Below are 24,589 nucleotides of genomic sequence, written 5' to 3' on the forward strand. Positions count from 1 at the left end.
CCTGTCAGCGGCTGAACAGCAGCGGGCCGAGCGCGATCACCCCCACCGCCAGGGCGGGCAGCAGCGGCAGGGCAGCGCCGGCCAGCGCCCGCCCTGGCCGCCCGGTGAGTTCCCGGAACGCCGGGTATGCCAGCGCGCACTGCGCGGCCGTGCCCAGCAGGGTGACGGCCAGCAGCAGGAATGCCGGAGCGGTGGTGCGCAGGCCTGCCAGCGCCGCGCGCTGCACGGCCTGCGGGTCGCTGCCCGCGGCGGCCAGTGCGGCCGCGCCGGGCCGCCACGCGCTGTCTGGAATCAGGAAGGCCAGGACCGTCACGATCAGGTACAGGGGCGGCAGCAGCGCGAAGCTCGCCCCGAACACCTCGGCGGGCCGGGCGGCGCGGCCGGCGCCCAGCCAGCCCAGCCCCCACATCAGCAGGAATGTGAACATGCCCAGAAACGTTCCGCCCATCACGTTCGTGATGTGGACGAGCATGGGGGCTGTGCTCCCGTCGACTGCCGCGGCCAGCAGGACGGCCGGGCGGACCAGGGCCGCGTACGCCAGACCGGACAGCGCGGCGCTGAGCGCGGCGACGCCCAGGTACCGCCACGCGACCGGCTCAGTGAGCGCCAGGGTCTGCGCGAACAGGCGCGGCCCGCTGAGCAGCGCCGTGGGCAGCGGCGCAGCGGGCTCGGGCGCGGGAGTGGAGACCGGGGAGCGGGAACGGGCCATAAACGCCGTCATGCTACCCGTTGAGCGTGCGGCGCGCTCAGGGGTGCGTGCCTCGCCACCATGCCCACGCCAGGGCCAGAAGCGCAGCGTACACCAGCACGATCAGCGCGACTCCCAGCAGACTGCGGTTCAGGCGGTCCGGTCGCGCCGCGGCTTCGCGGCGTGCGCCGGCCATGACGGCCGGAGGGATCAGCCGCAGCGCCACCCACAGGCCGGCCGGAACGAGCAGCAGGTCGTCAAGTTGCCCCAGCACCGGAATGAAATCCGGAATCAGGTCAATGGGACTCAGGGCGTACGCCAGGACCAGGAGCGCCCAGGCGCGCGCGTACCAGGGGGTGCGCGGGTCGCGCGCCGCGAGACTCAGCGCCACGAGTTCCGCTTTCAGGCGCCGCGCGAAGGTCCGCAGGCGCGCGCCCAGGCCCGGCCGGGTCAAAACAGTGCTCCGCGCAGGTCGGTCACCCACTGCGCCACGCCGGGCACGGTCATGGCGCCGGCCAGCAGGCCGAACAGCAGCATGACCACGTACGTTCCGCTGAGCCACGGGCCTGGCGCGCTGCGGACCTCCGGGTCGGGTTTCGGCGTGAGCCACAGGTGCAGCACGACCAGCACCACCCCCCCGAACAGCAGCGCGCCGCCCGCCAGCGGCAGGCGCAGCGCCTCGTTCTTCAGGAGGTCGGAGGTCTGCGCCGTGCCGGTGGGCAGGCGTCCCGCCAGGAGCGAGCCCAGCGCGACGGCCAGCGTGTTGTTCAGCGCGTGAATCAGCACGCTGTTCCACAGGCTGCCGGTGTGCTGCACCACGCGCGCCAGCACGTACGCGAGCGGCAGGATGCCCACGATGCTGGCCGGCACGCCGTGCGCCAGCGCGAACACCAGGCTGCTGGTCAGGGCCGCGACCATGAAACCGGCGGCGCGCTCGTGGCCGCGCATCAGCAGGCCGCGGAAGGCGACTTCCTCGGCCAGGGGAATCAGGAGGCCGGCGGCCACCAGCAGCACCCACAGGTCCGCGCCGTGGCTCAGGAACTGCGGCACGGCGTCGGCGGAAGACGGCACGAGCATCACGAAGGCCAGCACGAAGGCCCGGGAGGACAGAAACGACAGGGCGAAGGCCGCCAGCGCGATGCCCAGGGACGGTGGCGTGCGCCACCTTGAATCCCGCAGCAGCGTGTCCATGCTGCGCCGGAACGCCGTGAAGCCCACCAGGACCACCACCGCGAACGCGGCCAGCAGGGACACGCCCAGCGGCGCGCCCGCGCTCGCCAACACGCCAGCCACCACGTTCTGAAGCGCCAGCAGCGTCAGCGCCGCCCGGTTGCCCGACACGGCCCGCACGCCATCCCGGGGCGGGGCGGAGTCGGCGGGCGGCACGTCAGGTGTCAGGCTCGGGGGCACAGTCATGCCCCCGAGCCTACCGCGCCCACCCTCGGCGGCGCCTCAACGGACCGTGGGGGTGCAGGCCGGGTTAAGCGGTCAGCACGCGGATGGCGCCGTCCAGGGCCTCATCATCAATCTGGTGGTGCAGCACGAAGCGCACGCTGTCCGGCCCCAGGGCGTTCGCCAGCACACCCTGCCCGGCCCACGCGGCGGCCCGGGCCGCCGCGTCGGGCACGGCCGCGTAGATGATGTTCGTCTGCACGGCCGCGAGGTCCACGGCGAAGCCTGCGTTGACCAGCGCCTCGGCCATCACCCGGGCCCGGCGGTGATCCTCGGCCAGCCGGGCAGGCCCCTCACGCAGCGCGATCAGCGCCGCGGCGGCCAGCACACCGGCCTGACGCATGCCGCCGCCCATCATCTTGCGGTAGCGGTGCGCGCGTTTCATGGCCTCGGCGCTGCCCACCAGCACGCTGCCCACCGGGGCCCCCAGGCCCTTGCTGAGGCACACGCTGACCGTGTCGAAGGACGCCGTGATCGCGCGCAGGTCCACGCCCAGCGCCACGGCGGCGTTCACCACGCGCGCGCCGTCCAGGTGAAAGGGCAGCCCTTCCTCGGTCGCCACGGCGCGAATGCCGGCCAGGACGTCCAGCGGAATCACCGTGCCGCCTGCTTTGTTGTGCGTGTTCTCCAGGCTGATCATGCCGGTCGGGGACTGGTGAATGCTGCGCCGGATGGCCGCGCGCACGCCTTCAGGCGTGGGGATGCCCAGCGGGGCGGGCACGAAGCGCGGAACCACGCCGCTGAAGGTGGCCATCATGCCCAGTTCCCACTCGTAGATGTGTGACCCTTCCGCGCAGATCACTTCCTCCCCGCGGCGGGTGTGCAGCGCGATGGCCACCTGGTTCGTCATGGTGCCCGACGGCATGAACAGCCCCGCTTCGTGCCCGGTCAGGCGCGCCACCTCGGCCTGAAGTTCGTTCACGGTGGGGTCCTCGCCGTACACGTCGTCCCCGACGGCGGCGCGGGCCATGGCCTCACGCATGGTGGGGGTGGGGGTGGTGACGGTATCGGAGCGCAGGTCGGCAATCACGGGCAGGGTCATGGGGTGGATGCTACGCCCGGCCCCCACGGTGAGGCGAGGGGCCGGGCTGCATTCGGGCCGGGGTGTCTCCCCTGCGCGGCCACCCCGGCCCGGGTGCGCGCCGGGACGCCCGGGGCCAAGGGCGACCCAGGCGTCCCGGGGGGGCCGTTCCCGGCGCGGGAACGGCACTGGTCCCCGCGCGTCTAGACCTGCATGAGTTCGGCCTGCCGTTCCTCGATGATTTTCCTGGCGAGGTGATCCGGAACGGGCTGGTACCCGTGCGTCCTGACGCTGAACGCGCCGCGGTCACCGGTCAGGGAGCGCAGGTCGGCGCTGTACGACTGAAGTTCAGCCTGCGGCACGAGGGCGGTAATGGTGATAACGGTCCCCTCAGGCTCCATGCCCTGCACGCGGGCACGCCGGGTCTGCAGGTCGCTGATGAGGTCACCGGTGAACGTGGCGGGGGCGCGGACCCTGAGTTGCATGACCGGCTCAAGCAGACCGGGTTTCGCGCCGTCCAGGGCGTTCTTCAGGGCCAGGCTGCCGGCGGTGCGGAACGCGATGTCGCTGCTGTCCACATCGTGGTAGCTGCCGTCCAGGACGGTCACGTGTACGTTCTGAAGGGGGTACCCGGCCAGGGTGCCCTTCTGCATGGCGTCCTGGATGCCTTTCTCGATGCTGGGCAGGTACTTGCCGGGAATGGCGCCGCCCACCACGGCGGAACGGAAACTGAAGCCTTCGCCCGGTTCGATGCGAATGCGGCAGTCGCCGTACTGGCCGTGCCCGCCACTCTGTTTCTTGTGTTTGCCCTGCGCTTCGGCGGGCGCGTGGATGGTTTCGCGGTACGGAATGCGGGGCGGGGTGGTGGTCACGGTGACCCCCAGGGCCGCGAGTTTCTCCACGGCAATGCCGAGGTGCATGTCGCCCATGCCAGACAGGAGTTGCTCGCCGGTCTGGGGTTCGCGGGCGTAGTGCAGGGTGGGGTCCTCCTCACGCAGGCGGGTCAGGGCGGCGCCGAGTTTGTCCTCGTCGGCGCGGGTGGCGGGGTGAATGGCGAGCGTGTGGGCGGGGTCGGGCAGCCACAGCGGGTCGTACGTGATCGGGTGCGCGGGATCCGCCAGGGTATCTCCGGCGTGCAGGTCCGGGTGCTTGGTGAGCACGCCGATACTGCCGGCGGGCAGTTCACTCACTTCGGTGAGGTCCTTGCCGTTGGGCACGTACAGGTGCATGACCCTCAGGTCGCCGTCCCGACTGGTGTTGCGCACGGTGTCGCCGGGCCGCAGGGTGCCGCTCCAGACGCGCAGGTACGCGATCTTGCCCACGAACGGGTCGATGGACACCCGCCAGACGCGGGCGCTGAAGGGCGCCTCCGGGGTGGGGTCGCGGGTCTGGCCGTCCACGCCGGTCAGGGGGCCGCGTTCGCGGGCGCTGCGCAGCCCCGACACCATCAGGTTCATCAGGGCGTCCACGCCCACGCCGGTCACGGCGCTGACCGGCACCACAGGGTAGAGCGTGCCGGCGTGCACGGCGCGGGCGAACGCCGCGGCCAGCACGTCTTCCTCGATGGTCTCCCCTTCCAGGTAGCGGGCCATGAGGTCGTCGTCGGTCTCGACGATCGCGTCCATGAGGGCCTCACGCGCCTCGCGCAGCGGAGCAGTCAGGGCCGGGGGAAGATCCTGCGGGGGGCTGGCCTCCCCGGTCAGGACGTTCACCACGCCGCAGAAGTCCGCGCCTTCCCCGATGGGCAGGAAGGCCGGCGCGACCGGGCCCCTGAGACTGGCGCGCAGATCCGCGAGCACAGCGTGGAAGTCGGCGCGGTCGCGGTCCATGCGGCTAACGGCGATCAGGCGCGGCATGCCGAAACGGTCGGCGGTCGCCCAGACGCGCTCAGTGCCCACCTCCACGCCGCCCACCGCGCTGACCACAATGATGGCGCTGTCGGCGGCGCGGATGCCGCCCCGGATTTCCCTCACGAAATCCGCGTAGCCGGGCGTGTCGAGCACGGTGATGTCGGTGCCCCGGTGCGTGAAGCGCAGCACGCCCGTCTGGATGCTGAATCCGTGGGCCTTCTCGGCGTCGGTGTGGTCGCTGTGGGTGGTGCCGTCCTCGACGCGGCCGGCACGTGAGATGGCCCCGCTGCGCAGCAGCAGGGCCTCACCGAGGGTGGTTTTACCGGCGCCGCTGTGGGCGGCGAGACTGACAATACGAACGGGCACTTGGGATCACCAGACCTTTCCTGGCAGGCACCAGGGGCAGGAGGGGAAGCCGGCGGACGCACGCAGGAACCGGGGACGATGTGGTGTCTGGAGTGTACACCTGACCCCGGCCGGGATGTTCCAGAGCCTGCAGACAAAGCGGGTGGGGTTGTCGCATACGCAGCTGTGCGATCCACCGTAGGCTGTGAGGTGATGATCGACGTTGTCGTCTCGTCCACTGACCGCGCGGCCCTGTGGTCCGCCCTGCCCACCCTCCCCATCACCTGGGACGCACTGCCCGAGGAGGGCGTGACGCTGCCTGACGGCACCCATCTCCGACACAGCGACGCGCCGGACGGCGAAGTTCGCCACCTGATGGTGACACTTCACGAGTCTGAGGATCTGGAAGAGCTGACCGACGGCCTTGGCGATTACACGGCGGAGGAACTGGCTGATCCTTACGCGGTCATCGAACAGTACTTTAAGAAGGCAGGAGAGCTGGTGCGGGACATGGTGGCCGAAGCGGCAGGTGTCCTGGGTGAGCCCGCCCAGGCCGAACCGGACGCCAGGGGAGTCAGCTGGCTGCTCCCGGACCGGACTATCTCGGTGGGGGTCACACAGGCGGACAAGAATGCGCCGATTGAGGTCTGCGTCTGGCTGCTGCCCCCAGGACATACGGCGGACAGCCTGGGGCTCTGAGGTACGCCCTGTGGAACCTGGAGCGCACAGGACATGGTCCGACGGATCGGCCCTGTGCGCCATGTCCTCCCAACAGTTCACACTCTTTGCCAGCACGCTCCAGCCTGCGCGGAGCATGACCCACACCTCTGTCCGCCGTCCATTCCGTTCCTGCTGGTGGTATGCGGCGCTGGCCGTTCTGCTGCTGGACCTGCCGGGGGCGGCGGCGCAGACGGCTGGGCTGCCGGCGGCATTCGCGGCGTGTCAGGAGGGCGCAGACGCCCCGGCGGCGCCGGCCCTGCCGGTGGCCGGACCACTGCCGGGTGGGGTGTCGGGCCGCGTGGCCTTCCAGGCGACGCTGTACGACCGGACGGGCGCGCCGCTCCGGGAGGTGACGCTGGGCGACGTGATGCCGCTGGCCAGTGCATTCAAGACCACCGTGGTCGCCGGGGCGCTGCGGGACGTGGACGCCGGGCGCCTGCGCCTGAGGCAGCTGTTCACCACCGCCGAGAACCGCAGCATGGAGGGGGTTGCGCCTGGGCAGAGCGCCCTCAGGAGTCTGCTGGAGCGCGCGATTCGCCCTGTTCGGCCGCACAGGTCCTGAACGCACACGCCCGCACCCTGACCTGAGTGGGTATCTGGACTGTCCGGGTGGGCAGAGCGTGGTGTACACCTCTGTGAATCACAAGAGCCGCACGCTGGACGGCGGGGGGATTGAAGGGCAGATCCGGCCGGTCCTGAACTGGGTGATCGGGAACGTGAACACCCTGAGCGCCGGGGTGGGGACGTCTGCCGGTCAGACCGTGCCGTATCCTGCCGGGCATGACGAACCCTGAGCCTAGCGGTCCGGACGCCGCCGCGGTGCTGGTCACGCCGGATGGGTCGCGCACGGCCCTGAATGCCCGGTTCGGGGAGGCGTACGGGTCACGGCACGGCGCGGCGGCGCAGGCCCGGCACGTGTTTCTGGAGGGCACCGGCACGCACGCGCACCCGGCGCCGCGGGTGCTGGAGGTGGGGTTCGGGGTGGGTGTGAATGCCCGCGCGACCCTGGCGGGTGCCGCGGCGCGCGGGGTGCCGCTGGCGTACCACGCTTTCGAGTTCGACCCGGCGCCGCGGGCGCTGCTGCGTGAGGTGGCGCGGGGAGGCGAGGGAGCAGAGCACCCGGCGTGGCTGGCTCTGCTGGAGGCGTGGCCGGAGGGCGGAGGGGGGCACGGGGAGCTTGAGGTCACGGCGGGCGGCGCGGTCCTGAGGGTTACGTTCGCTGACGTGCTCACGGCGTCCCTGCCGGACGGGTGGGCCACAGCGCTGTACCTGGATGGTTTCTCTCCGTCCCGCAATCCGGAAGTGTGGACGCCGGCGTTCACGGCGCGGCTGGCGCGGGCGCTTGCCGTGGGGGGGGTGCTGGGCACGTACAGCGCTGCGGGGCACGTGCGCCGGTCGCTGGCGGCCGCGGGGCTGCGTGTTGAGCGCCGCCCGGGTGCGCCCGGCAAGCGCGAGTGCCTGCGTGCCGTGCGGGAGGCCTGAGCGTGCATGCGGTCGTGATCGGCGCCGGAATCGCCGGGGCGTCGGTGGCGTACTTCCTGGCCCGTGCGGGCGCGCGGGTGACGGTGGTGGACGCGGGCGTGCACGCCGCGAGCAGCGTGCCGGGCGCCCTGGTGAACCCGGTGCGGGGGCAGTCGGGCGGCGTGGACCCGCGGGCGCTGACTGGCATGGCGTTCACGTGGGCGCTGCTGCGGGACCTGGCGGCGGCGGGGTTCGCTGTGCCACACGGGCAGGTGGGCGTGCTGCGTCCCGTGCCGGACGACCGGGCGCGGGCACGGTTCGAGCGGAACCTGCCGTCCGCGCTGGCGCATGCGTGGCTGGCGCCGGGGGACGCCCCGGCGCGGCTCTCGCCCGGCTGGGCGCACGTGCTGCACCTGCCGGAGGGCGGGTGGGTGGATGGCCCGGCGTTGACCAGGGCGCTGCTGGCCGCGTCGGGGGCGCGGGTGGTGCGGGGACGGGCGCTGGACTGGTCTGGGCGGGAGGTGCACCTGTCGCCCGCGCAGGGCGGCCTGGAGCACCTTCAGGCGGATGCGGTGGTGTTCTGCGGGGGCTCAGTGGGCGTCACGTGGCAGGCGCAGGGGGGGCGGGGCGGGGCGGGCGTGCACCGCATGGGCACCCTCCTGACCCTGGAGCGCCCGGTGACGCGCGTGCCGGTGAGTTTCGGGGCGTACCTCGCGCCGCACGGGAGTGGAGGGGTGCTGGGGGCGACGTTCGAGGCGCCGGCTGGGTCGTGGGCGCCGGAGGCGCTGCCGTTGGGGTCGCTGGCCTGGCTGCTGGGCAGGGGTGAAGCGCTGTCAGCGCTGGGGGGCGTGCGCGTGACGGGCCGCTGGACGGGGTCGCGGCTGTCGGGCCTGGAGTGCGGCGCTGAGGCGGGGCGGGGGTGGCGCCTGACGGGGCTGGGCAGCAAAGGGTTCCTGCTGGGGCCGTTGCTGGCGTCCGAACTGGCGGCGCGGGTTGTGGGGGAGGCGCAGGCCTGAAGGGGACGTGCACGCACACGGGGAAACGCTTCCACCCCGCGCTTCAGTGCGGGCGGCGTCACGCGGCGGGTAACGCGCGCAGCCGCCAGGAACCGTGATGACGCCACCAAAGCTGGATTAGACTGCACAGGTTATGGCGAACTACCGCATCTGCTTGATTGAAGGCGACGGCATCGGTCACGAGGTTATTCCCGCGACCCGCCGCGTCCTGGACGCCGCCGGCTTCGACGCCGAGTACGTCCACGCCGAGGCCGGCTACGAGTACTACCTCGATCATGGCACCAGCGTGCCCCAGGCCACCTACGACGCCGTCGAGAACACCCACGCCACGCTGTTCGGCGCGGCCACGAGCCCCAGCGGCGAGAAACCCGCCGGGTTCTTCGGCGCGATCCGTCACCTGCGCCAGAAGTACGGCCTGTACGCCAACGTCCGGCCCACCCGCACCCGCCCGGTGCCCGGCGCGTACGAGAACGTGGATCTCGTGATTGTCCGCGAGAATACCCAGGGCCTGTACGTCGAGCAGGAACGCCGCTACGGCGACACGGCCATTGCCGATACCGTCATCACCAAGGACGCCAGCGAACGCATCGGCCGTTTCGCCGCGGAACTGGCCATGAAGCGCGGCAAGCGCCTGACGGTGGTGCATAAGGCCAACGTGCTGCCCGTCACGCAGGGCCTGTTCCTGAACACCATCCTGGAGCACGCCAGAACGGTTGAGGGCCTGAACACCAGCACCATGATCGTGGACAACGCCGCCATGCAGCTGGTGCGCAACCCCCAGCAGTTCGATGTGATGGTCATGACCAACATGTTCGGCGACATTCTCTCTGACCTCGCGGCCGGTCTGGTCGGCGGGTTGGGCATTGCGGCGAGCGGCAACGTGGGCGACCGGTTCGGGATTTTCGAGAGCGTGCACGGCAGCGCGCCCGACATTGCCGGGCAGGGCGTGAGCAACCCCACGGCGACCATCCTGGCGGCCGTGCTGATGCTGGATCACATTGGGGACCACGAGACTGCGCGCCGCCTCGACAACGCGGTGAACAAGGTTCTGGTTGAGGGGCCCCGCACCCGGGACCTGGGTGGCACGGCCGGCACCGAGGAGTTCACGAACGCCGTGATCGCTGCGCTGGCGTAGGTGCGTCAGGTGCAGGGCGGCCCGGACACATCCTGTCCGGGCCGCTCTGCCGTCCGGAGTCCTGAGGGCAGGGCATGTGCGGGGCCACCCTTTTCCCTCTGTCCTTTCAAGTGGACTGAGTCAGAAGACGCTGAATGGTATTGCTTGGTAGTAAGATCCAACCGAACCAAGATCGTCATGACAACAAAAGGAGTTGACGCACATGACTATCAATGATCTCTTTCCATCGCTCAAAATTATCAACAAGTAAGCTTGATTCCACGTCTGTATTAGACAAATTCACCCACCACTCGGGTGGTCTGGAGTTGGCGTGCTGCTCAGCTCGACAACTGATACACCAAACCCAAAGGCCTGCTTTTTGTGGAGCATACTGCCGCCAAAACACGTGCAGCTCAGCCTCATTACATACTGGACAATTCATTGGCACATGCTGCGTGTTCCCCGCGCGTAACGCCTCGACACAATCCAACATCGCATACATCATTTCTAAGCCTTGCTTATTCCCGCCGAAGCTCGTCATCTTGATCCTCTACTTGGTAATCTATTTGGTCGTTACGCTGGGACTAATCATACCCTGGCAAAAACGTGCCACGCTCGCTAGGACCTCATCCGCTGACCTCGTCCAAACGAACGGTCTCGCAGCCTCATTCGTCGTGCCAATGAACGCTTCAATCGCTGCCTCGAGTTCGTCTCTACTCTGGAAGCTCCCGCGGCGCAAACGCCGCGTCGTCAGGATTGAGAACCAGCAGTCCACCAAGTTGAGCCAAGACGCACTCGTCGGTGTGAAATGCAGATGGTACCGAGGATGTGCCAGCAGCCAGTCCTGCACCACGTTGGTCTTGTGTGACGTAGTTGTCCAGGATCACATGCACCTCCAGGTCTTTGGGCACGTTAGCTTCGATGACATCGAGAAAGGACCGGAACTCCTGTGCACGGTGCCGTGCATAGCACTTCCCGATCACCTGTCCAACCTGAGCATTCAACGCTGCGAACAGCGTTGTGGTGCCATGCCGGACGTAATCATGCGCCCGCTTCTCCACTTGTCCAGGCTGCATCACGAAGACATGCCCGTTTCGCTCCAGCGCCTGAATCTGCGGCTTCTCGTCCACACACAACACAAGGGCCCGGTCTGGCGGTGACATGTACAGCCCCACGATGTCCCGAACTTTCTCGATGAACAAGGGATCTTTGGAGAGCTTGAAGGATTTACTGAGGTGAGGCCGCAGCCCGAACGCCCGCCAAATCCGGCTGATTGCACTCTGTGACATCCCGCTCGTGGCTGCCATCGTGCGGGTACTCCAATGCGTCGCACCTTCAGGTAAGGACTCTAGGGTCAACCGGATGAGGCGTTCGACGTCCTGGTCCTGAATGCTTCGCGGCGTGCCGCTCTTCGGCGCGTCACTCAGGCCCTCGATACGGTTTGCGATGAAGCGTTTGCGCCAGGTGTGTACAGTGACCCGGCACAGTCCGACCTGCCGGCCAATCTCAGTCAGGGGCAGCTTTGGATGCTCGGCGCTGAGTAGGATCAGTTGCGCTCGGGTCGCCAGGCCACGCGGGGTTTTACGCCTGCGAGCGAGTTCTGTCAGCAGAACTCGCTCTTCCTCGGTGAGCACAACGACGGCGGAAGTCGGACCGCGACGCATACAGCACCTCCACCTTCAGTGTGCGCCTGCATGCCAGCAAATACCATTCAGCGTCTTCTGACTCAGTCCACTAGAGTTTCACGATCATCTTGCCGGTGTTCTGGCCCTGCAGCAGCCCCATGAAGGCCGCGGGCGCCTGATCGATGCCTTCGACGATCGTTTCGTCGAACTTCAGCTGCCCACTGGCGATCCAGCTGCCGACTTCCTGCGCGAAGGTGTCGAACAGATCGTAATGAGGCGTGACGAGAAAACCGCGCAGGGTCAGCTGCTTGCCGATCATCTGCGCGAGATTGCGGGGGGCGGGCGTGGGCTCGGTGGCGTTGTACTGGCTGATCATGCCGCAGATGGCCGCGCGCCCGCCGACGCGCATGCTGCTGATGGCAGCTTCCAGGTGGTCACCGCCGACATTGTCGAAATACACGTCGATGCCGTCGGGCGCCGCGGCCCGCAGCTGCGTGGTGATCTGCCCTTCCTTGTAATTGAAGGCCGCGTCAAAGCCGAGGTCGTTGGTGAGGTGGCGCACCTTGTCGGGACTGCCGGCGCTGCCGATCACGCGGCCGGCTCCTTTCAGTCGGGCGATCTGGCCGACGGCGCTGCCCACGGCGCCCGCGGCGCCGGAGACGAACACCACGTCGCCGGGCCGGAATTCGGCGGTGCGCAGCAGGCCGGCGTACGCGGTGAGGCCGGGCATGCCCAGGATGCCGAGGTACGCGCTGAGGGGCACGCCCGGCTGGTCGGGCAGCACTTTCAGGCGGCGGGGGTCGAGGTTGGCGTGGGTGCGCCAGCCCTGGTCGTGCAGGACGTGCGCGCCGGTGGGAACAAGCGGGTCGGCGCTGTGGGTGACGACACCGATGGCGCCGCCGGTCATGGTCTGGCCGAGAGCGAAGGGCGGGGCGTAGCTCCTGACGTCGTTCATGCGGCCGCGCATGTACGGGTCGACGGTGAGGTACAGGTTGCGGACCTGCACCTGCCCGGGGCCGGGTTCGGGAAGAGGGACGTCCACGGTGCTGAAGTCGCTGGGGATGGGGGTGCCGGTAGGGCGGGCGGCGAGCTGAATTTCGCGTGAGGTGGTCATGCGGGTCACTGTGCGCCGTGAAGGTTGGGGGCTTCGGTAAGGGGAGTGACGTTCGGGGTGCGGCAGGCTTGTGCCGGGTCGGCCGGACTGCTAATATTTCGGTAGTTGCCTAATTAGCCAAATAAGGCAGGAGGAGCCGTATGCACCCACAGCCTCACCGCCATGAATGACATCTTCAAAGCCCTGGCCGACCCCACCCGCCGCGAAATTCTGGCGGTGCTCCGCGACGGCGAGCAGACCGCCGGCCAGCTCGCTGACCGTTTCCCACTTAGTAAAAGCACCCTCAGCGGCCACTTCAGCGTCCTGAAAGCCGCCGACCTGATTGTCAGCGAGAAGCGCGGCACCACCATCACCTACCGCCTGAACACCACCGTCTTCCAGGACGCCCTCGCGCACCTGCTGCACCTGTTCGGCCCCCACGCCGCCCCCACCCCCCTCAAGGAGAACTGACCATGCGCCCACTCCTGACCTTCTCCCCTTTCCTGCTCAGCTTCGCCCTGGCCGCCTGGGCCCTGCCCCACCAGCCCGGCCGCATGCCCACCCACTGGGGCGTCAGCGGCCAGCCGGACCGCTGGGGCAGCCCCGCCGAAGCCCTGTTCCTGCTGCCCGCCCTGCTGCTTGGCGCCGCGCTGCTCATGCAGGTCGTGCGGCACACCACCGACCGCGGCAACGCCGGCCTGCTGAACAACGCCACCCTGGGCCTGGGCCTGCTCGCCCTCCTGGAAACCACCAGCCTGATTCTCGGCTGGGACACCATCCGCACGGTCCTGGTGGGCCTCGGGCTGCTGTTCATGCTGCTGGGCAACGTGATGGGGCGCACGCAACCCAGCAAGTTCGTGGGTCTGCGTACCCCCTGGGTGTACCTCAGCCGCCGCGCGTGGCACGCCTCGCAGCGGCGAAGCGGCGTGTGGTTCTTCAGCCTGGGCGGCCTGCTGCTGCTTGCCGGCCTGCTGCTCCCGGCCGCCTTCCTGAGTCCCTGGGTGGCCCCGGTGGCGCTGCTGGGCGGCGTGCTCGGCATGGTGGCGTACCTGACCTGGGCGTCCTGGCACGACTGGAAAACAGACCCCGACCCCCAGCCCGTCCAGCTGCGCTGACCGGGCAGCGGGAGGCCAGGACCGATGGGGTCCTGGCCTCCCGCGTGCACGCTGCGTCGATCAGGCGTCCAGCGCCGCCTCGAAGTCACCCAGCAGGTCTCCGATGTCCTCAATGCCGATACTCAGGCGCAGCAGGTTCGGCGTGATGCCCAGGCGCCGCCGCTCGCCCTCCGGCAGCGGCCGGTGCGACGTGCCCCAAGGCCAGGAGATCGTGGTTACCACGTCCGCCAGGGACGGCGCCAGCGGAATCCGTCCCGCCAGGGCCTTCACGAAGCGGGGCGCGTCCTCAATATCCGCGCTGAGCATGCCCCCAAACCCCTGGGGGTAGAGATCCATCGCCAGGTGAAACTGCGGGTGGTCGCTCAGGCCCGGGTGGTACACGGCCTTCACCCGCGGGTGATTCACCAGCACGTCCGCCACGGCCTGCGCGTTGCCGCTGTGGGCGCGCATGCGCAGGCCCAGCGTCTTCAGGCCCTGCATGGTCATCCACGCGTCGAAGGCACTGATGGTGCCGCCCAGGCGCAGCAGCCGCGTGCGGGCCAGGGCGATCAGGTCCGCGCGTCCGCACGCCACCCCGCCGAACGCCGTGCTGTGCCCGCTCAGGTACTTGCTGACCGAGTGCGTCACCAGATCCGCGCCGTGCTCGGCCGGGCGGAACACGGCGGGACTGGCAAAGGTGTTGTCCACGCTCAGCAGTGCGCCGCGGGCGTGCGCCAGTGCCGCCAGGGCCGGCACGTCCGGCACAGTCATCAGGGGGTTCGTGAGGCTCTCCACGTGCACCACGCGGGTGTTCGCGCGGAACGCTCCTTCCACCTCGTTCAGGTCGCAGGCGTCCACGAACGACACCTCAATGCCCAGGCGCGGGAATTCCTCCGCCAGCAGGGCGTACGTCACGCCGTACACGCGGGCGTCCGTGATCACATGATCCCCGGCCTTCAGCACGCCGAGCAGCGCCGCGCTGATCGCCGCCATGCCGCTGCCCGCCACCAGCGCCGCCTCGGTGCCCTCCAGGGTCGCCAGGGCGCGTTCCAGCGTCGCGGCGTTCGGTGTGCCGTTGCGGTAGTAGAACGCCGCCGGTTCCGTGCCCGCCATCGCGCGGTCCAGGTCGTCCAGGTCCTCGAAGGCGTACACCGTGCTCTGGTAGATGGGTTCCACCAGGGGCGCGCTTCGGTTCGGGCGGGCCTCCTCCCCGGCGCGGGCCGCCAGGGTGGTCAGGTCGTAGGAGGGGGCAGGCTTCGGGTCACTCACGCCCGCATTGTACGGACCCAGATCCGGCAGGCGCGCGGCGCGGGTCAGGCGAATGCGCTCCGCCACCCTCACAACGTCAGACAGACGCCGCTGCCCCGCGCCGGGCACGCGGCCACTGAACCTGAAGCGTGCACGCCCCGGACTTACCCGTTGCCCGCCCAGAGGCCCTGGCGTTTCAGGGCGGCCACCAGGAGCCCTTCGCGTGTCTCCATGCCGCCGCCCTGACCGAAGTAGGCGTTCAGGAGGCGCGCCCAGTCGCCGGGCTGCCCGCCGCGGGAGGCGATGGGGTTCATGACCTCCGTCGCGTGGCGGAGCTCCTCGTCGGTGCCGTCGCGGTACTCGTCGGTGTGAATCACCAGGGGGCGCGGCACGCGCGGGCGGTACGGGGCGTTCTCGGCGGGGCGGCCGATGGTGAGGGCCGCGAAGGGCAGCACGCCCTGCGGGAGCTTCAGCGCGTCCAGGATGCCGTCCAGTCCGTTGAGCACCCCGCCAATCCAGCAGCCCTGGTACCCCAGCATCTCCGCGGCGGTCAGGAGGTTCGTGCCGGCCATCACGGCGTCCCCGATCCCGAAGTGCACGGCAATGGCCGGCCAGTGCCCGCTCTGGCGTCCGCTGACCTGCAGGACCCGCCGCACGCGGCGCACGTCGGCGCACACCACGAACGCCTCACTGGCGGTGGCGATGTGGGCGTTCGTGGTGAGCTCCGCCACGCGGGCGCGCAGGTCCGGGCGGGTCAGGCGGATCAGGGAGTACAGCTGCGCGGTGGCGTCGGTGGGCGCGCGCTGCGCGGCGTGCAGAACGGCGTCCAGGTGATCGTCAGGCAGCGGCAGCGGCGAGCCGTCCGCCTGCGTGTCGTACAGGCGGACGGTGCGGTGGGCGTCGTAGAAGGCTTTGACCTGATCGGGCGTACGGTGGCGGGCGTCCGTCATGCCGCGCAGGATACGCCGCCGCTAGTGGCTGCCCTGCCACGCGAGCAGGAACGTCAGGACGGCGCCGGCGCCCATGACGCTCAGCGCCTGCACGCGCGTTCGCCTGAGGTACAGCAGGATACCCAGCCCCGTGACTGAGATCAGGCCGAGGAACACGCCGCTCAGGTCAATCACCCACTTCCAGGCGGGGCTGGCGTCCCGCCCCTTGTGCAGGTCGTTCATGACGGCCACAGCGCCCTGTTCGAGGATGGTCGTCGTGTACCGGCCGGTCTGCACGTCAATGACGGTGTCGGCGCTGTACCCGGGGGCCAGGAACGCAATGTCGGCCTCCTGGCTGTCCGCACGCGGGTCACTGGCGCGGCCCCTGAGCCCCTGCTGGGCGCGCAGTTCCTCGGCAACGGTCAGCCAGTCCGGCTGCCCGTTCTTCAACCAGCCGCCCGGGAGGGTGCCGGTGACGGTGCGGGTCACGTCCGTCGTGCCGAACACCCAGTCCGGGTGGTTCAGGGTGATGCCGGTCAGGGCGAAGAACAGCACGGCCAGCAGGCTGATCATGCTGGTGTACGTGTGCAGCCAGCGCAACCAGACATTCGTGCGGGCCTTCAGGCTGCGCCGGGGCGCAGGCCGCCCGAACGCCCTGGCCGGCTCGACGTCAGCCGGCGGGGCCTCAGGCCTTGCCGAGCGTGACACGGACCGCCTCGATGTCGTTGTTGCTGCCGAGCGTCCTGTTAAACGCGGCGGCGCCCACCGTGATCTTCTCCCGCACCAGGGAGTACGGGCCGTGTTCGCGGGCTGTTTCCACGCACACGTAGTACGCACCCTGCGGGGCCAGGGCGCCCTTGTCCGTCCGGCCGTCCCAGGCCACGGCGTACGTGCCGGGGTTGCGTGTGGCGCTGCTGACGGTGGTCAGGAGGCTGCTGTTGCCGCGGGACCAGCGGCGCAGCTCGGACAGCCAGCGGGGGTTCATGCGGCTCTGCTGCGTCCAGACGGTCAGGTTCCGGACGGCCGTCCCGGCCTCGTCCTCGATCCAGACGGCCACGTACGGGCGCTTGACCCGGCCCGACGCCCGGGTCGCCACCGTGAACGTGATGTCCAGGGCCATGCCGCCCGGCCAGGCTTTGGGCTGCGCCGTCGTGGCAGCCAGGGCGGGGTTCAGGCAGGTGGCGCTCAGGGCAGCGGCGGCCAGGCCGAGGCGGTGAAGAATGGTGCGGCGCGTGTGGGTCATGGAAGTCTCCTCCCAGTCAGGGTGGCGCTGCGGAGTTAGCGGGCTGTTAACGGCCCTCCGGGGCGCACAGGCAGGCGCAGGCGACGCGGGCCGTGCGGTGAGGCGGGCTGGCCCCGCCAGCCTGCACTCGCGTGCAGCGCGCCGCCGGCCGTGATGATCAGGGCCTCGCAGCCGGGCAGGTGACCCAGAACCTGCAGGCCGGTGTGGACCTCCAGCACACTCAGGATGGTGGCCAGGGCGTCCGCCGTGGCGCAGTCGGGCGCAGTGACTGTGACACCCGGCGCGGCCTGCACGGGCTGCCCGGTGCGCGGATCGATGACATGCGAGTACCAGTGCTCGCCCACCTGATAGCCGCGGTGCGCCTGGCCGCTGGTGGCCAGCGCGCCGCGCCGGACCTGCACGCGTGCCAGGGGCGGCGCGTCGTCGCGGGGGGTGCGGGGGTCGGCGATGTTCACCGTGACCCTGGCGGGGCCCACCACGCGCAGGTCCCCCCCGGCATTGACGAGGACGGAACGCACGCCCGGGCAGCGGGACGCGACGCACGCGGCGCGGTCCACGATGTGGCCCTTGGCCAGGGCGTTCAGGCTCAGAGGGCCGCTGGCGTGCAGGGTGGCGCTGCCATCCCGGTGCAGCGTCCAGGGTGCGTCGCGCAGGGCGCTCACCTGCCGTGCGAGGACCTGGGGGGCGGGCCGCTGCCCGGTCCGGGCGGCCTGCGCCCAGAGCTGCCCGAGCGTGTCGGCCCCCGGGTGGAACGCGCCGCCGCTGTACACGCGCCAGTGATCGGCAAGCTGCAGGACGTGCAGCAGGTCCAGGCTCAGCGGCACGTGCGTGTCGCCGCGCCGCGCCTGCCAGCGGCGCAGTTCACTGCCGGGATCAAAGCGGTTGAGGACCAGGGTCAGCCGGTCAATTTCGCTCAGGGCGGCGTGCTCGGCCTGTTCCGCCTGCGCGCGTGTGCCGGCCACGATCTGCACCTCCACCTCGGTTCCCAGCAGGTGTTCGTAGGTGCTGTGCAGCCGGTGCGGCGCACGCATGACGTTCAGCAGGGTGGTCAGGGTCACGTCCGGCATTGTGCGACTGTCCGGCTGGCGCTGCGTTAAGACCCTGGGGGGCGTGGTCTCCAGGGCTCAGCGGTGGCCGGGGGGCCGTTACGGTGCGGGCTGACGGCTGGCCACGTTGAAGATCAGGGCGATCAGCAGCAGGTCCAGCGCCCAGCTGGCCGGGCGGCGCAGGCGCGGATCGTGCCGGGCACGCAGCACCTGGACGCCCAGGCGCAGCAGCAGCAGCCCCCCCACCAGCGCCGGGCTGGGGGCGGGTGCGCCGGTCAGCAGGGGCCACAGCAGCAGCCCGGCCAGGGCGGCCAGCAGCACGAGGCTCACGGCGGTCAGGGCGTCCGGCGCGGGGCGCCGGGAAGGCGTCGGGTCACTCACTCGGGGCATTAAAGCACGCGGGCTCCGTACGCCCGCGTGCCGGGGCGTCCGCGTGCTACTCGGCGGGCGTGAGCACCAGCACGCTGTTCGGCGCGAGGTTCAGGCGCAGGTGGTGCGTCTGCCCGTGCCACCCTTCATCCCGGGCGTTCAGGTCGGGCTGCTGCGTGCCGAACCCGCCGTACTCCCCGTCGTCCGTGCAGAGCAGCACGCGGTACGCCCCGCCCTGCGGCACACCGACCGGGTACAGGTCGCGGTACACAGGGGTGAGGTTGGCGACCACCACGCTCCACGCGCCGCCCTGGGGGTCGCGGCGCAGGAACGCGTACACGCTGTTGTCGACGTCGTCGGCGCTGAGCCACTGCAGGCCTTCGTCCTTCGTGTCGGCCACGTGCCAGTCGGGACGGGTGCGGTACAGGCCGTTCAGGCGCCGCAGGAGGTTCATGACGCCCCGGTGGTCCGGGTGGTCGGCGAGGTGCCACGGAAGGCCCGCGTCGTGGTCCCATTCGGTGGGCTGCGCGAACTCCTGCCCCATGAACAGCAGTTTCTTGCCGGGCGTGGTCCACATCAGGGCCAGGAAGGCGCGGTAGCCGGCGCGCTGCGCGTACCAGTCGCCGGGCATCTTCATGACCATGCTCTTTTTCAGGTGCACGACCTCGTCGTGACTGATGGCCAGGATGTAATTCTCGCTGGTGCGGTACGCGTTGAAGAACGTCAGTGCGTGGTGGTGGTACTTGCGCCACAGCGGGTCCTCCTCGAAGTACCGCAGCGTGTCGTTCATCCAGCCCATCGCCCATTTGTAGTCAAAGCCGAGCCCGAAGGGACTGGGGGTGGTGACACCCGCGAAGGAGGTGCTTTCCTCCGCGATGATCATGCACCCGGGCGCCATGTGGTGCACGACCTCGTTCAGGCGCTTGAGGAACGCGATGGCTTCAAGGTTCTCGCGGCCACCGTGGATGTTCGGCACCCACTCGGTGCGGGAGAAGTCGAGGTACAGCATGCTCGCCACGGCGTCCACGCGCAGGCCGTCCACATGGTAGTCCTGCAGCCACTTCAGGGCCGAGCCGATCAGGAACATGACGACCTCGTTGCGGCCGTAATCGAAGATGTAGGTGTTCCAGTCCTGGTGGAAGCCCCTGCGGGGGTCGGCGTACTCGAACAGGGGGGTGCCGTCAAAGTGCGCCAGACCGGCACTGTCGGTCGGGAAGTGCCCGGGCACCCAGTCGAGGATCACGCCGATGCCCAGGGCGTGCAGGTGGTTCACGAGGTACTTGAAGTCCTCGGGGCTGCCCATGCGGCTCGTGGGGGCGTAGTAGCCGGTCACCTGGTAACCCCACGACCCGTCGAAGGGGTGCTCCATGACGCCCATGAGTTCCACGTGCGTGTACCCCATGTACTGCAGGTATTCGCCGAGGCGGTGCGCGAGGTCGCGGTAGTTCAGGAACCAGCCGTCGTCCCGGCGGGCCCAGGAGGGCAGGTGCACCTCGTAGATGCTGACGGGACGATCCAGGCCGGGCGTGCGGGCCTGGAGCCACGCGTCGTCCGTCCACTGGAACGGCTGGTTCCAGACGATGCTGGCCGTGGCGGGCCGCACCTCGAAGAACGTGCCGTAGGGGTCCATCTTGTCTTCGGACCGGCCGTCGGCGGCGGTCACGCGGAACTTGTAGCGCTGCCCGTGCCGGGCGGACGGCACGAACACGCCCCAGAACCCGAAATCCAGGCGCTGCATGGGGTTGTCGAACCCGTTGTAGCCATTGAAATCGCCCACCACGCTCACGTGGTGCGCGTTGGGTGCCCACACGCCGAACCGCACGCCCTCCACGCCGTTCTCGGTGACGGGGTGCGCGCCCAGCAGGTGATCGGGGCGAACCAGGTCGGCCGTGACGAGCTTCTGCAGGTGCCCATGGTCAAGCGGAAGCGGTTCAATCATGAAGATCAGTCTAGCGGGGGGCTCCTGAACCCGCTGACAGCACGGCTGAACATGAAGGAAACGCTCAGGCGGCCGGGCCAGGCCTCCTGGCCGGCCGCTCTCGCGCGGGAAGCACTCAGGAACGGTACGCAGGCGCGCCGCCTATGGCGGGCCGCCCCCTCGCACGTGAGGGTCAGACCTTGACGATCCAGCCTTCGGGGGCGGGCCGGTCACCGTACTGAATTCCGACCAGTTCGTCGTACAGGCGCCGGGTGACCGGGCCGGCCTCGGTTTCACTGTGGAAGACGTGGAAGTGCTCGCCGTGCTGAATGCCGCCGATGGGCGTGATGACGGCGGCCGTGCCGCACGCGCCGGCTTCGGCGTACTCGTCGAGCCGGTTGATGTACACGTCACCTTCGACGACGTTCAGGCCCAGGCGGTGCTGGGCGAGCCACAGCAGGCTGTACTTGGTGATGCTGGGCAGGATGCTGGGGGACTGGGGGGTCACGAAGGTCTGGCCGTCTTTCGTGATGGCGAAGAGGTTGGCGGCACCCACCTCCTCGATTTTCGTGTGGGTGGCCGGGTCGAGGTAGATCGCGTCGGCGAAGTGCCGTTCCTTGGCCTCGTGCCCGGGCAGCAGGCTCGCGGCGTAGTTCCCGCCGACCTTGGCGGCGCCGGTGCCGGAAGGTGCCGCCCGGTCGTAGGGGCTGGTGATGAAGTTGTGCGGGGTCAGGCCGCCCTTGAAGTACGCGCCGACCGGAATGCAGAACACGCCGAACAGGAACTCGGGGGCGCTGCGCACGCCGATGTTGTCGCCTACGCCGATCACGTAGGGCCGCAGGTACAGGGCGCCGCCGCTGCCGTAGGGGGGCAACCAGCGCTCGTTGGCTTTCACGACCTGCCGGCACGCGTCGATGAACTGCTCGGTGCTCACCTCGGGCATCAGGATGCGGCGGCAGCTGGCCTGCATGCGCGCGGCGTTCTGGTCCGGGCGGAACAGGTTGATGCTGCCGTCCGCGGCGCGGTAGGCCTTGAGGCCCTCGAAGCACTGCTGGCCGTAGTGCAGCGCGGTGCTGCCTTCGCTGATGTGCAGGACGTTGTCGAGGGTGAGGGTGCCGCTGTCCCAGGCGCCGTCGCGCCAGTGCGACAGGTAGCGTTCGTCGGTGCGGAGGTAACTGAAGCCCAGGGTGCTCCAGTCGAGGTCCACGGGGGGGCGGGCGGTCTGCGTGGTCATGCCGCCTATTGTCGCTCAGCGGGGCGGCGGGGGTCCAATCGGCCCAGACAGGGGCTCGGGTGCGCCGCCCGGCCGGTCGCTCAGCCGCTGAGAACGTGCCGGCGGAAGCGCTCCAGGATGGCGAGGCCCACCGCGCCGCTTTTTTCCGGGTGGAACTGCGTGGCGTGCAGGTTGCCCTGGCTGAATGCCGCCCAGAAGGGCACGCCGTACTCGGTGAGGGCGCCCGCGTCGACGTCCACCGTGATGGGCACGTAGTAGGAGTGCACAAAGTACGCGTAGGCGGGGCAGGCGAGGTCGCGCAGCAGGGGGCTGTCACCGACCTTGTCCAGGCTGTTCCAGCCCATCTGCGGCACCTTGCGTTCCGGAACACTCTCGAAACGGCGGACCACGCCGGGAATCAGGCCCAGGCCGGGGACGCCGGGCGCCTCCTCGCTGCCGTCGAGGAGCATCTGCATGCCCACGCAGATGCCCAGGATGGGGGTGCCGCCGTGAGCGGCGTCCAGGACGGGGCGGCGGAAACCGCTCTCATCGAAGGCGTCCATCACCTGGCGGAAATGGCCCTGTCCGGGCACGACGATGGCGGGTGAGCCGGGCACGTCGGCGGGGTCATTGCTGACGCGGACCTGCATGCCGGCGCGTTCCAGGGCCCGCACAGCGCTGCGGACGTTCCCGGCGCCGTAGTCGAGCAGCAGCACGGCGGGGGCCGCGGTCACAGGCTCCCCTTGGTGCTGGGCATGCTCTGGGAGGTGACCTGCACGGCGTCGTGCAGGGCGCGGGCCAGCGCCTTGATGATCGCCTCGATGACGTGGTGGGCTTCGCGGCCGGCGAGCAGGCGCACGTGCAGGGTGATGCCGGCGTGGTTGCTCAGGCCGCGCAGGAATTCACGCAGGTGGTAGTGGGTCATGCCGCCCGCGTCGCCCCAGACGTTCAGGGTTTCGGGTTCAAAGGCGAGGTGGGCGCGGCCGGAGAGGTCGACCACGACGTGCGCGAGCGTTTCGTCCATGGGAACGAAGGCGCTGCCGTACCGTTCAATGCCTTTGCGGTCGCCGAGCGCCTGGGTGAGGGCCTGACCGAGGGTGATGCCGACGTCCTCGACGAGGTGGTGCGGTTCGATGTGCAGGTCGCCGGTCGCGCGGATGTTCAGGCCGATGCGGGCGTGGCGGGCCAGAGCGTCGAGCATGTGGTCGAGGAAGCCGTGGCCGGTGCTGGGGGGCTCGTAGGTGGTGGTGTCGAGGTCGAGCTGAACGGTGATGTCCGTTTCGCTGGTCGTTCGGGTGACGGTGGCCGTGCGGCTCATGTGCTGCATGGTAGTGGGCGGGCGCGGCGGGGAGTGTGCGCTTGTCTGTGGGGTTGGGGGGGTGCCCAGTAGTCCGGACGGCGGGTCATTCTGTCTTGACCGTAATACCGTTCTGTTATAAACTAAATATATGAAACTGAGCGATGTTCAGAAACGACTCCAGGCCCCGTTTCCCGCTCATATGGTCGCGTGGAAACCCGGCGTGATCACCAAGGACCGCAAACGCGCCATGATGCTCGCCCACATTGACGCCCGCGCCGTTCAGGACCGTCTGGACGCCATCTGCCCCGACGGCTGGACCTTCGAGATTGAGGTGATTCCCGGCACCCGCCAGCCCACCGTCAAGGGCCGCCTGACCGTCCTGGGCGTCACCCGTGAGGACATCGGCGAGGCGCCCGAAGGGGACCTCGGGACGCTGAAAGCCGCTTCCAGCGACGCCCTGAAACGCTGCGCGGTGCACTTTGGCATCGGCCGCTACCTGTACGACCTGCCCAAAGTCTGGGCCGACTGGGACGACGCAAAGCGCCAGCCGGTGCAGACACCCGAGTTGCCCGACTGGGCCCGCCCCGACCACGAGCGCACCCCTGGCGGCGCGCACCTGATGCAGGCCATGGAGCAGCTGCGCTACGAGCTGCCCGAGGACCTTGACCTGCAGCGCGAGGTGTACAAGCACCTGAAAGCGGCGCTGGGCAGTCTGCACCCCACGCCGGGCGCCCCACACGCCGGGCGCGCCGCGTGATCTGGCGCGGCCGCGACCCGGAGAACCGCACGCCTGGCAGCAGCCAGCTGCTGGGCGTCACCCTGGGCCTGCTGTTGCTGATGCTCCTGGGCGGCACCCTGGCACGACTGCTGTAACAGTCCGCGTGAACGGCCTGGAGCCCCGGTGAGCCCTGGGGCTTCAGGTTTTTCGTGCAGGGCCTCCATGTGTTACCACTCTGGTACGCACAGTTCACCCAGCCTTCAGGCTTACGCTTTGCCCATGACCTGGAACCCCGACCAGTACCACCTCTACCGTGAGGCCCGCAGCGCCCCCGTCCACGATCTGCACGCCCTGATCCCCGACCAGCCCTACCGCCGCGTCATCGACCTGGGCTGCGGGACCGGCGAGCACACCCTGACCCTCGCCCGCCGCCACCCGGACGCCCAGGTGACCGGCCTGGACCGCAGCCCCGAAATGCTGGAACGTGCCCGCACCCTGCACGCCCCCAACCTGCACTTCACACCCGGGGACCTGAGCGAACTGAACGGCAGCTTCGACCTGATTCACGCGAACGCCTCGCTGCAGTGGGTTCCGGACCACCCCGCCCTGCTGAGGCGCCTGTGGGCCCACCTGAACCCCGGTGGAGTGCTGGCCGTGCAGGTGCCCGCCAACCACGACCACCCCAGCCACCGGCTGCTCACTGACACCGCCCTGGACTTCGAGACGGAACTCGGCGGGTACGCCCGCTTCGGCACGGCGCACGGGGCGTCCCCGGTGCTGAGTGCCGCGGCGTACGCTGAACACCTTGACGCCCTGGGGGCCACCGACATCACCGCGCTGAGCAAGGTGTACCCGGTGGTGCTGCGCGGCGCCGAAGGCCTGATCGAATGGACCAGGGGGACTGCCCTCGTGCCGTACCTGTCGCGCCTGGACGCAGCGGACGCTGAGCGCTTCGTGCAGGCGTACCGCACGCGCCTTCAGGGGGCATTTCCCGGTGAGCGGCTGTACTACGCCTTCACGCGCACGCTGTTCGTGGCCCGCCGCCCCGGGTAATCACTCACTTCAGGAAGTCCTGCGGGTCCAGGTCCCGCTGGGCCATCTGTGGGGTCATCAGCATCAGGATGTG

Annotated in this window: 27 protein-coding genes and 1 pseudogene; 10 read left to right on the forward strand and 18 right to left on the reverse strand. The window is 69.6% G+C overall.

Going from position 1 to position 24,589, the window contains the following annotated elements:
- Positions 1-4 precede the first annotated feature (4 nt).
- From LAJ19_RS09415 to LAJ19_RS09435, 5 genes are all read right to left on the reverse strand, one after another.
- Positions 5-709, reverse strand: a complete 705-nt coding sequence (locus tag LAJ19_RS09415; RefSeq protein ID WP_225475508.1) for a hypothetical protein — start codon at positions 707-709, stop codon at positions 5-7.
- Positions 710-746: 37 nt separating this feature from the next.
- Positions 747-1,142 (reverse strand): YkvA family protein, encoded by a 396-nt coding sequence (locus tag LAJ19_RS09420; RefSeq protein WP_432804201.1) that lies wholly within the window; start codon positions 1,140-1,142, stop codon positions 747-749.
- Entirely contained in the window at positions 1,139-2,104 is a 966-nt protein-coding gene (locus LAJ19_RS09425; protein ID WP_225475509.1) for a CPBP family intramembrane glutamic endopeptidase, read from the reverse strand. The genes LAJ19_RS09420 and LAJ19_RS09425 overlap by 4 nt, the downstream gene beginning before the upstream one ends.
- A 64-nt stretch (positions 2,105-2,168) precedes the next feature.
- Positions 2,169-3,182, reverse strand: a complete 1,014-nt coding sequence (locus LAJ19_RS09430) for a threonine aldolase family protein (protein ID WP_225475510.1) — start codon at positions 3,180-3,182, stop codon at positions 2,169-2,171.
- 182 nt (positions 3,183-3,364) lie between these two features.
- Positions 3,365-5,377, reverse strand: coding sequence for an elongation factor G (locus LAJ19_RS09435; RefSeq protein ID WP_225475511.1), 2,013 nt, complete (start codon positions 5,375-5,377; stop codon positions 3,365-3,367).
- Between the two features lie 192 nt (positions 5,378-5,569).
- Here LAJ19_RS09435 and LAJ19_RS09440 point away from each other — a divergent pair, with 192 nt between their 5' ends.
- The 6 genes from LAJ19_RS09440 to LAJ19_RS09465 all read left to right on the forward strand — a co-directional run bounded on the left by LAJ19_RS09440 (position 5,570) and on the right by LAJ19_RS09465 (position 9,688).
- On the forward strand, positions 5,570-6,055 hold the full coding sequence (locus LAJ19_RS09440; RefSeq protein WP_225475512.1) for a hypothetical protein: 486 nt from the start codon (positions 5,570-5,572) through the stop codon (positions 6,053-6,055).
- Positions 6,056-6,170: 115 nt separating this feature from the next.
- On the forward strand, positions 6,171-6,638 hold the full coding sequence (locus LAJ19_RS09445) for a serine hydrolase (RefSeq protein WP_225475513.1): 468 nt from the start codon (positions 6,171-6,173) through the stop codon (positions 6,636-6,638).
- Between the two features lie 58 nt (positions 6,639-6,696).
- Positions 6,697-6,870, forward strand: a complete 174-nt coding sequence (locus LAJ19_RS09450; protein WP_225475514.1) for a hypothetical protein — start codon at positions 6,697-6,699, stop codon at positions 6,868-6,870.
- Positions 6,857-7,558: a tRNA (5-methylaminomethyl-2-thiouridine)(34)-methyltransferase MnmC2 gene (gene mnmC2 / locus LAJ19_RS09455; RefSeq protein ID WP_225475515.1), complete on the forward strand. Its 702-nt coding sequence runs from the start codon at positions 6,857-6,859 to the stop codon at positions 7,556-7,558. The genes LAJ19_RS09450 and mnmC2 overlap by 14 nt, the downstream gene beginning before the upstream one ends.
- 2 nt (positions 7,559-7,560) lie before the next feature.
- A complete protein-coding gene (locus tag LAJ19_RS09460; RefSeq protein ID WP_225475516.1) occupies positions 7,561-8,553 on the forward strand; it encodes an NAD(P)/FAD-dependent oxidoreductase in 993 nt (330 codons plus the stop codon).
- Between the two features lie 133 nt (positions 8,554-8,686).
- Positions 8,687-9,688 (forward strand): isocitrate/isopropylmalate dehydrogenase family protein, encoded by a 1,002-nt coding sequence (locus tag LAJ19_RS09465; RefSeq protein WP_225475517.1) that lies wholly within the window; start codon positions 8,687-8,689, stop codon positions 9,686-9,688.
- 175 nt (positions 9,689-9,863) lie between these two features.
- Here LAJ19_RS09465 and LAJ19_RS09470 read toward each other — a convergent pair whose 3' ends face one another.
- The 3 genes and pseudogenes from LAJ19_RS09470 to LAJ19_RS09480 form a co-directional block, all read right to left on the reverse strand.
- On the reverse strand, positions 9,864-10,208 hold the full coding sequence (locus tag LAJ19_RS09470; RefSeq protein ID WP_225475518.1) for a hypothetical protein: 345 nt from the start codon (positions 10,206-10,208) through the stop codon (positions 9,864-9,866).
- A gap of 21 nt (positions 10,209-10,229) precedes the next feature.
- A pseudogene (locus LAJ19_RS09475) lies at positions 10,230-11,331 on the reverse strand (IS630 family transposase).
- A gap of 70 nt (positions 11,332-11,401) precedes the next feature.
- A complete protein-coding gene (locus tag LAJ19_RS09480; RefSeq protein ID WP_225475519.1) occupies positions 11,402-12,406 on the reverse strand; it encodes an NADP-dependent oxidoreductase in 1,005 nt (334 codons plus the stop codon).
- Between the two features lie 162 nt (positions 12,407-12,568).
- On the opposite strand from LAJ19_RS09480, the gene LAJ19_RS09485 reads away from it, so the two are divergent.
- On the forward strand, positions 12,569-12,856 hold the full coding sequence (locus tag LAJ19_RS09485; protein WP_225475520.1) for an autorepressor SdpR family transcription factor: 288 nt from the start codon (positions 12,569-12,571) through the stop codon (positions 12,854-12,856).
- A 2-nt stretch (positions 12,857-12,858) separates the two neighbouring features.
- Positions 12,859-13,500 (forward strand): DUF1648 domain-containing protein, encoded by a 642-nt coding sequence (locus LAJ19_RS09490; RefSeq protein WP_225475521.1) that lies wholly within the window; start codon positions 12,859-12,861, stop codon positions 13,498-13,500.
- A 60-nt stretch (positions 13,501-13,560) separates the two neighbouring features.
- On the opposite strand, the gene LAJ19_RS09495 is transcribed toward LAJ19_RS09490, so the two are convergent.
- The 10 genes from LAJ19_RS09495 to hisB all read right to left on the reverse strand — a co-directional run bounded on the left by LAJ19_RS09495 (position 13,561) and on the right by hisB (position 22,763).
- A complete protein-coding gene (locus tag LAJ19_RS09495) occupies positions 13,561-14,748 on the reverse strand; it encodes a trans-sulfuration enzyme family protein (RefSeq protein WP_225475522.1) in 1,188 nt (395 codons plus the stop codon).
- Between the two features lie 143 nt (positions 14,749-14,891).
- On the reverse strand, positions 14,892-15,677 hold the full coding sequence (locus LAJ19_RS09500) for a nitroreductase family protein (protein ID WP_225475523.1): 786 nt from the start codon (positions 15,675-15,677) through the stop codon (positions 14,892-14,894).
- Between the two features lie 21 nt (positions 15,678-15,698).
- The gene (locus LAJ19_RS09505) at positions 15,699-16,364 is read right to left on the reverse strand and encodes a PepSY-associated TM helix domain-containing protein (RefSeq protein ID WP_225475524.1); all 666 of its coding nucleotides are present in this window, start codon (positions 16,362-16,364) and stop codon (positions 15,699-15,701) included.
- Complete coding sequence (locus LAJ19_RS09510; protein ID WP_225475525.1) at positions 16,342-16,899, reverse strand: DUF2271 domain-containing protein; 558 nt, start codon at positions 16,897-16,899, stop codon at positions 16,342-16,344. Before LAJ19_RS09510 ends, LAJ19_RS09505 begins: the two co-directional genes overlap by 23 nt.
- A gap of 35 nt (positions 16,900-16,934) precedes the next feature.
- On the reverse strand, positions 16,935-17,957 hold the full coding sequence (locus LAJ19_RS09515) for an FAD:protein FMN transferase (RefSeq protein WP_225475526.1): 1,023 nt from the start codon (positions 17,955-17,957) through the stop codon (positions 16,935-16,937).
- An 87-nt stretch (positions 17,958-18,044) separates the two neighbouring features.
- Positions 18,045-18,326, reverse strand: coding sequence for a hypothetical protein (locus LAJ19_RS09520; protein ID WP_225475527.1), 282 nt, complete (start codon positions 18,324-18,326; stop codon positions 18,045-18,047).
- A 55-nt stretch (positions 18,327-18,381) separates the two neighbouring features.
- Positions 18,382-20,253 carry a 1,4-alpha-glucan branching enzyme gene (locus tag LAJ19_RS09525; protein WP_225475528.1) on the reverse strand — a complete coding sequence of 624 codons (1,872 nt, stop codon included), beginning with the start codon at positions 20,251-20,253 and terminating at the stop codon, positions 18,382-18,384.
- A 172-nt stretch (positions 20,254-20,425) separates the two neighbouring features.
- Positions 20,426-21,466, reverse strand: coding sequence for a branched-chain amino acid aminotransferase (locus LAJ19_RS09530; protein ID WP_225475529.1), 1,041 nt, complete (start codon positions 21,464-21,466; stop codon positions 20,426-20,428).
- 80 nt (positions 21,467-21,546) lie between these two features.
- Positions 21,547-22,179: an imidazole glycerol phosphate synthase subunit HisH gene (gene hisH, locus LAJ19_RS09535; RefSeq protein WP_225475530.1), complete on the reverse strand. Its 633-nt coding sequence runs from the start codon at positions 22,177-22,179 to the stop codon at positions 21,547-21,549.
- Complete coding sequence (hisB, locus tag LAJ19_RS09540; protein ID WP_225475531.1) at positions 22,176-22,763, reverse strand: imidazoleglycerol-phosphate dehydratase HisB; 588 nt, start codon at positions 22,761-22,763, stop codon at positions 22,176-22,178. The genes hisH and hisB overlap by 4 nt, the downstream gene beginning before the upstream one ends.
- 130 nt (positions 22,764-22,893) lie before the next feature.
- On the opposite strand from hisB, the gene LAJ19_RS09545 reads away from it, so the two are divergent.
- Positions 22,894-23,502, forward strand: a complete 609-nt coding sequence (locus tag LAJ19_RS09545; RefSeq protein WP_225475532.1) for a Rad52/Rad22 family DNA repair protein — start codon at positions 22,894-22,896, stop codon at positions 23,500-23,502.
- Positions 23,503-23,742: 240 nt separating this feature from the next.
- Complete coding sequence (locus tag LAJ19_RS09550) at positions 23,743-24,516, forward strand: methyltransferase domain-containing protein (protein WP_225475533.1); 774 nt, start codon at positions 23,743-23,745, stop codon at positions 24,514-24,516.
- Positions 24,517-24,589: the final 73 nt, after the last annotated feature.

Origin of the sequence: Deinococcus taeanensis (assembly GCF_020229735.1) — a bacterium.
In the GTDB taxonomy this organism is placed as follows: Bacteria; Deinococcota; Deinococci; order Deinococcales; family Deinococcaceae; genus Deinococcus; species Deinococcus taeanensis.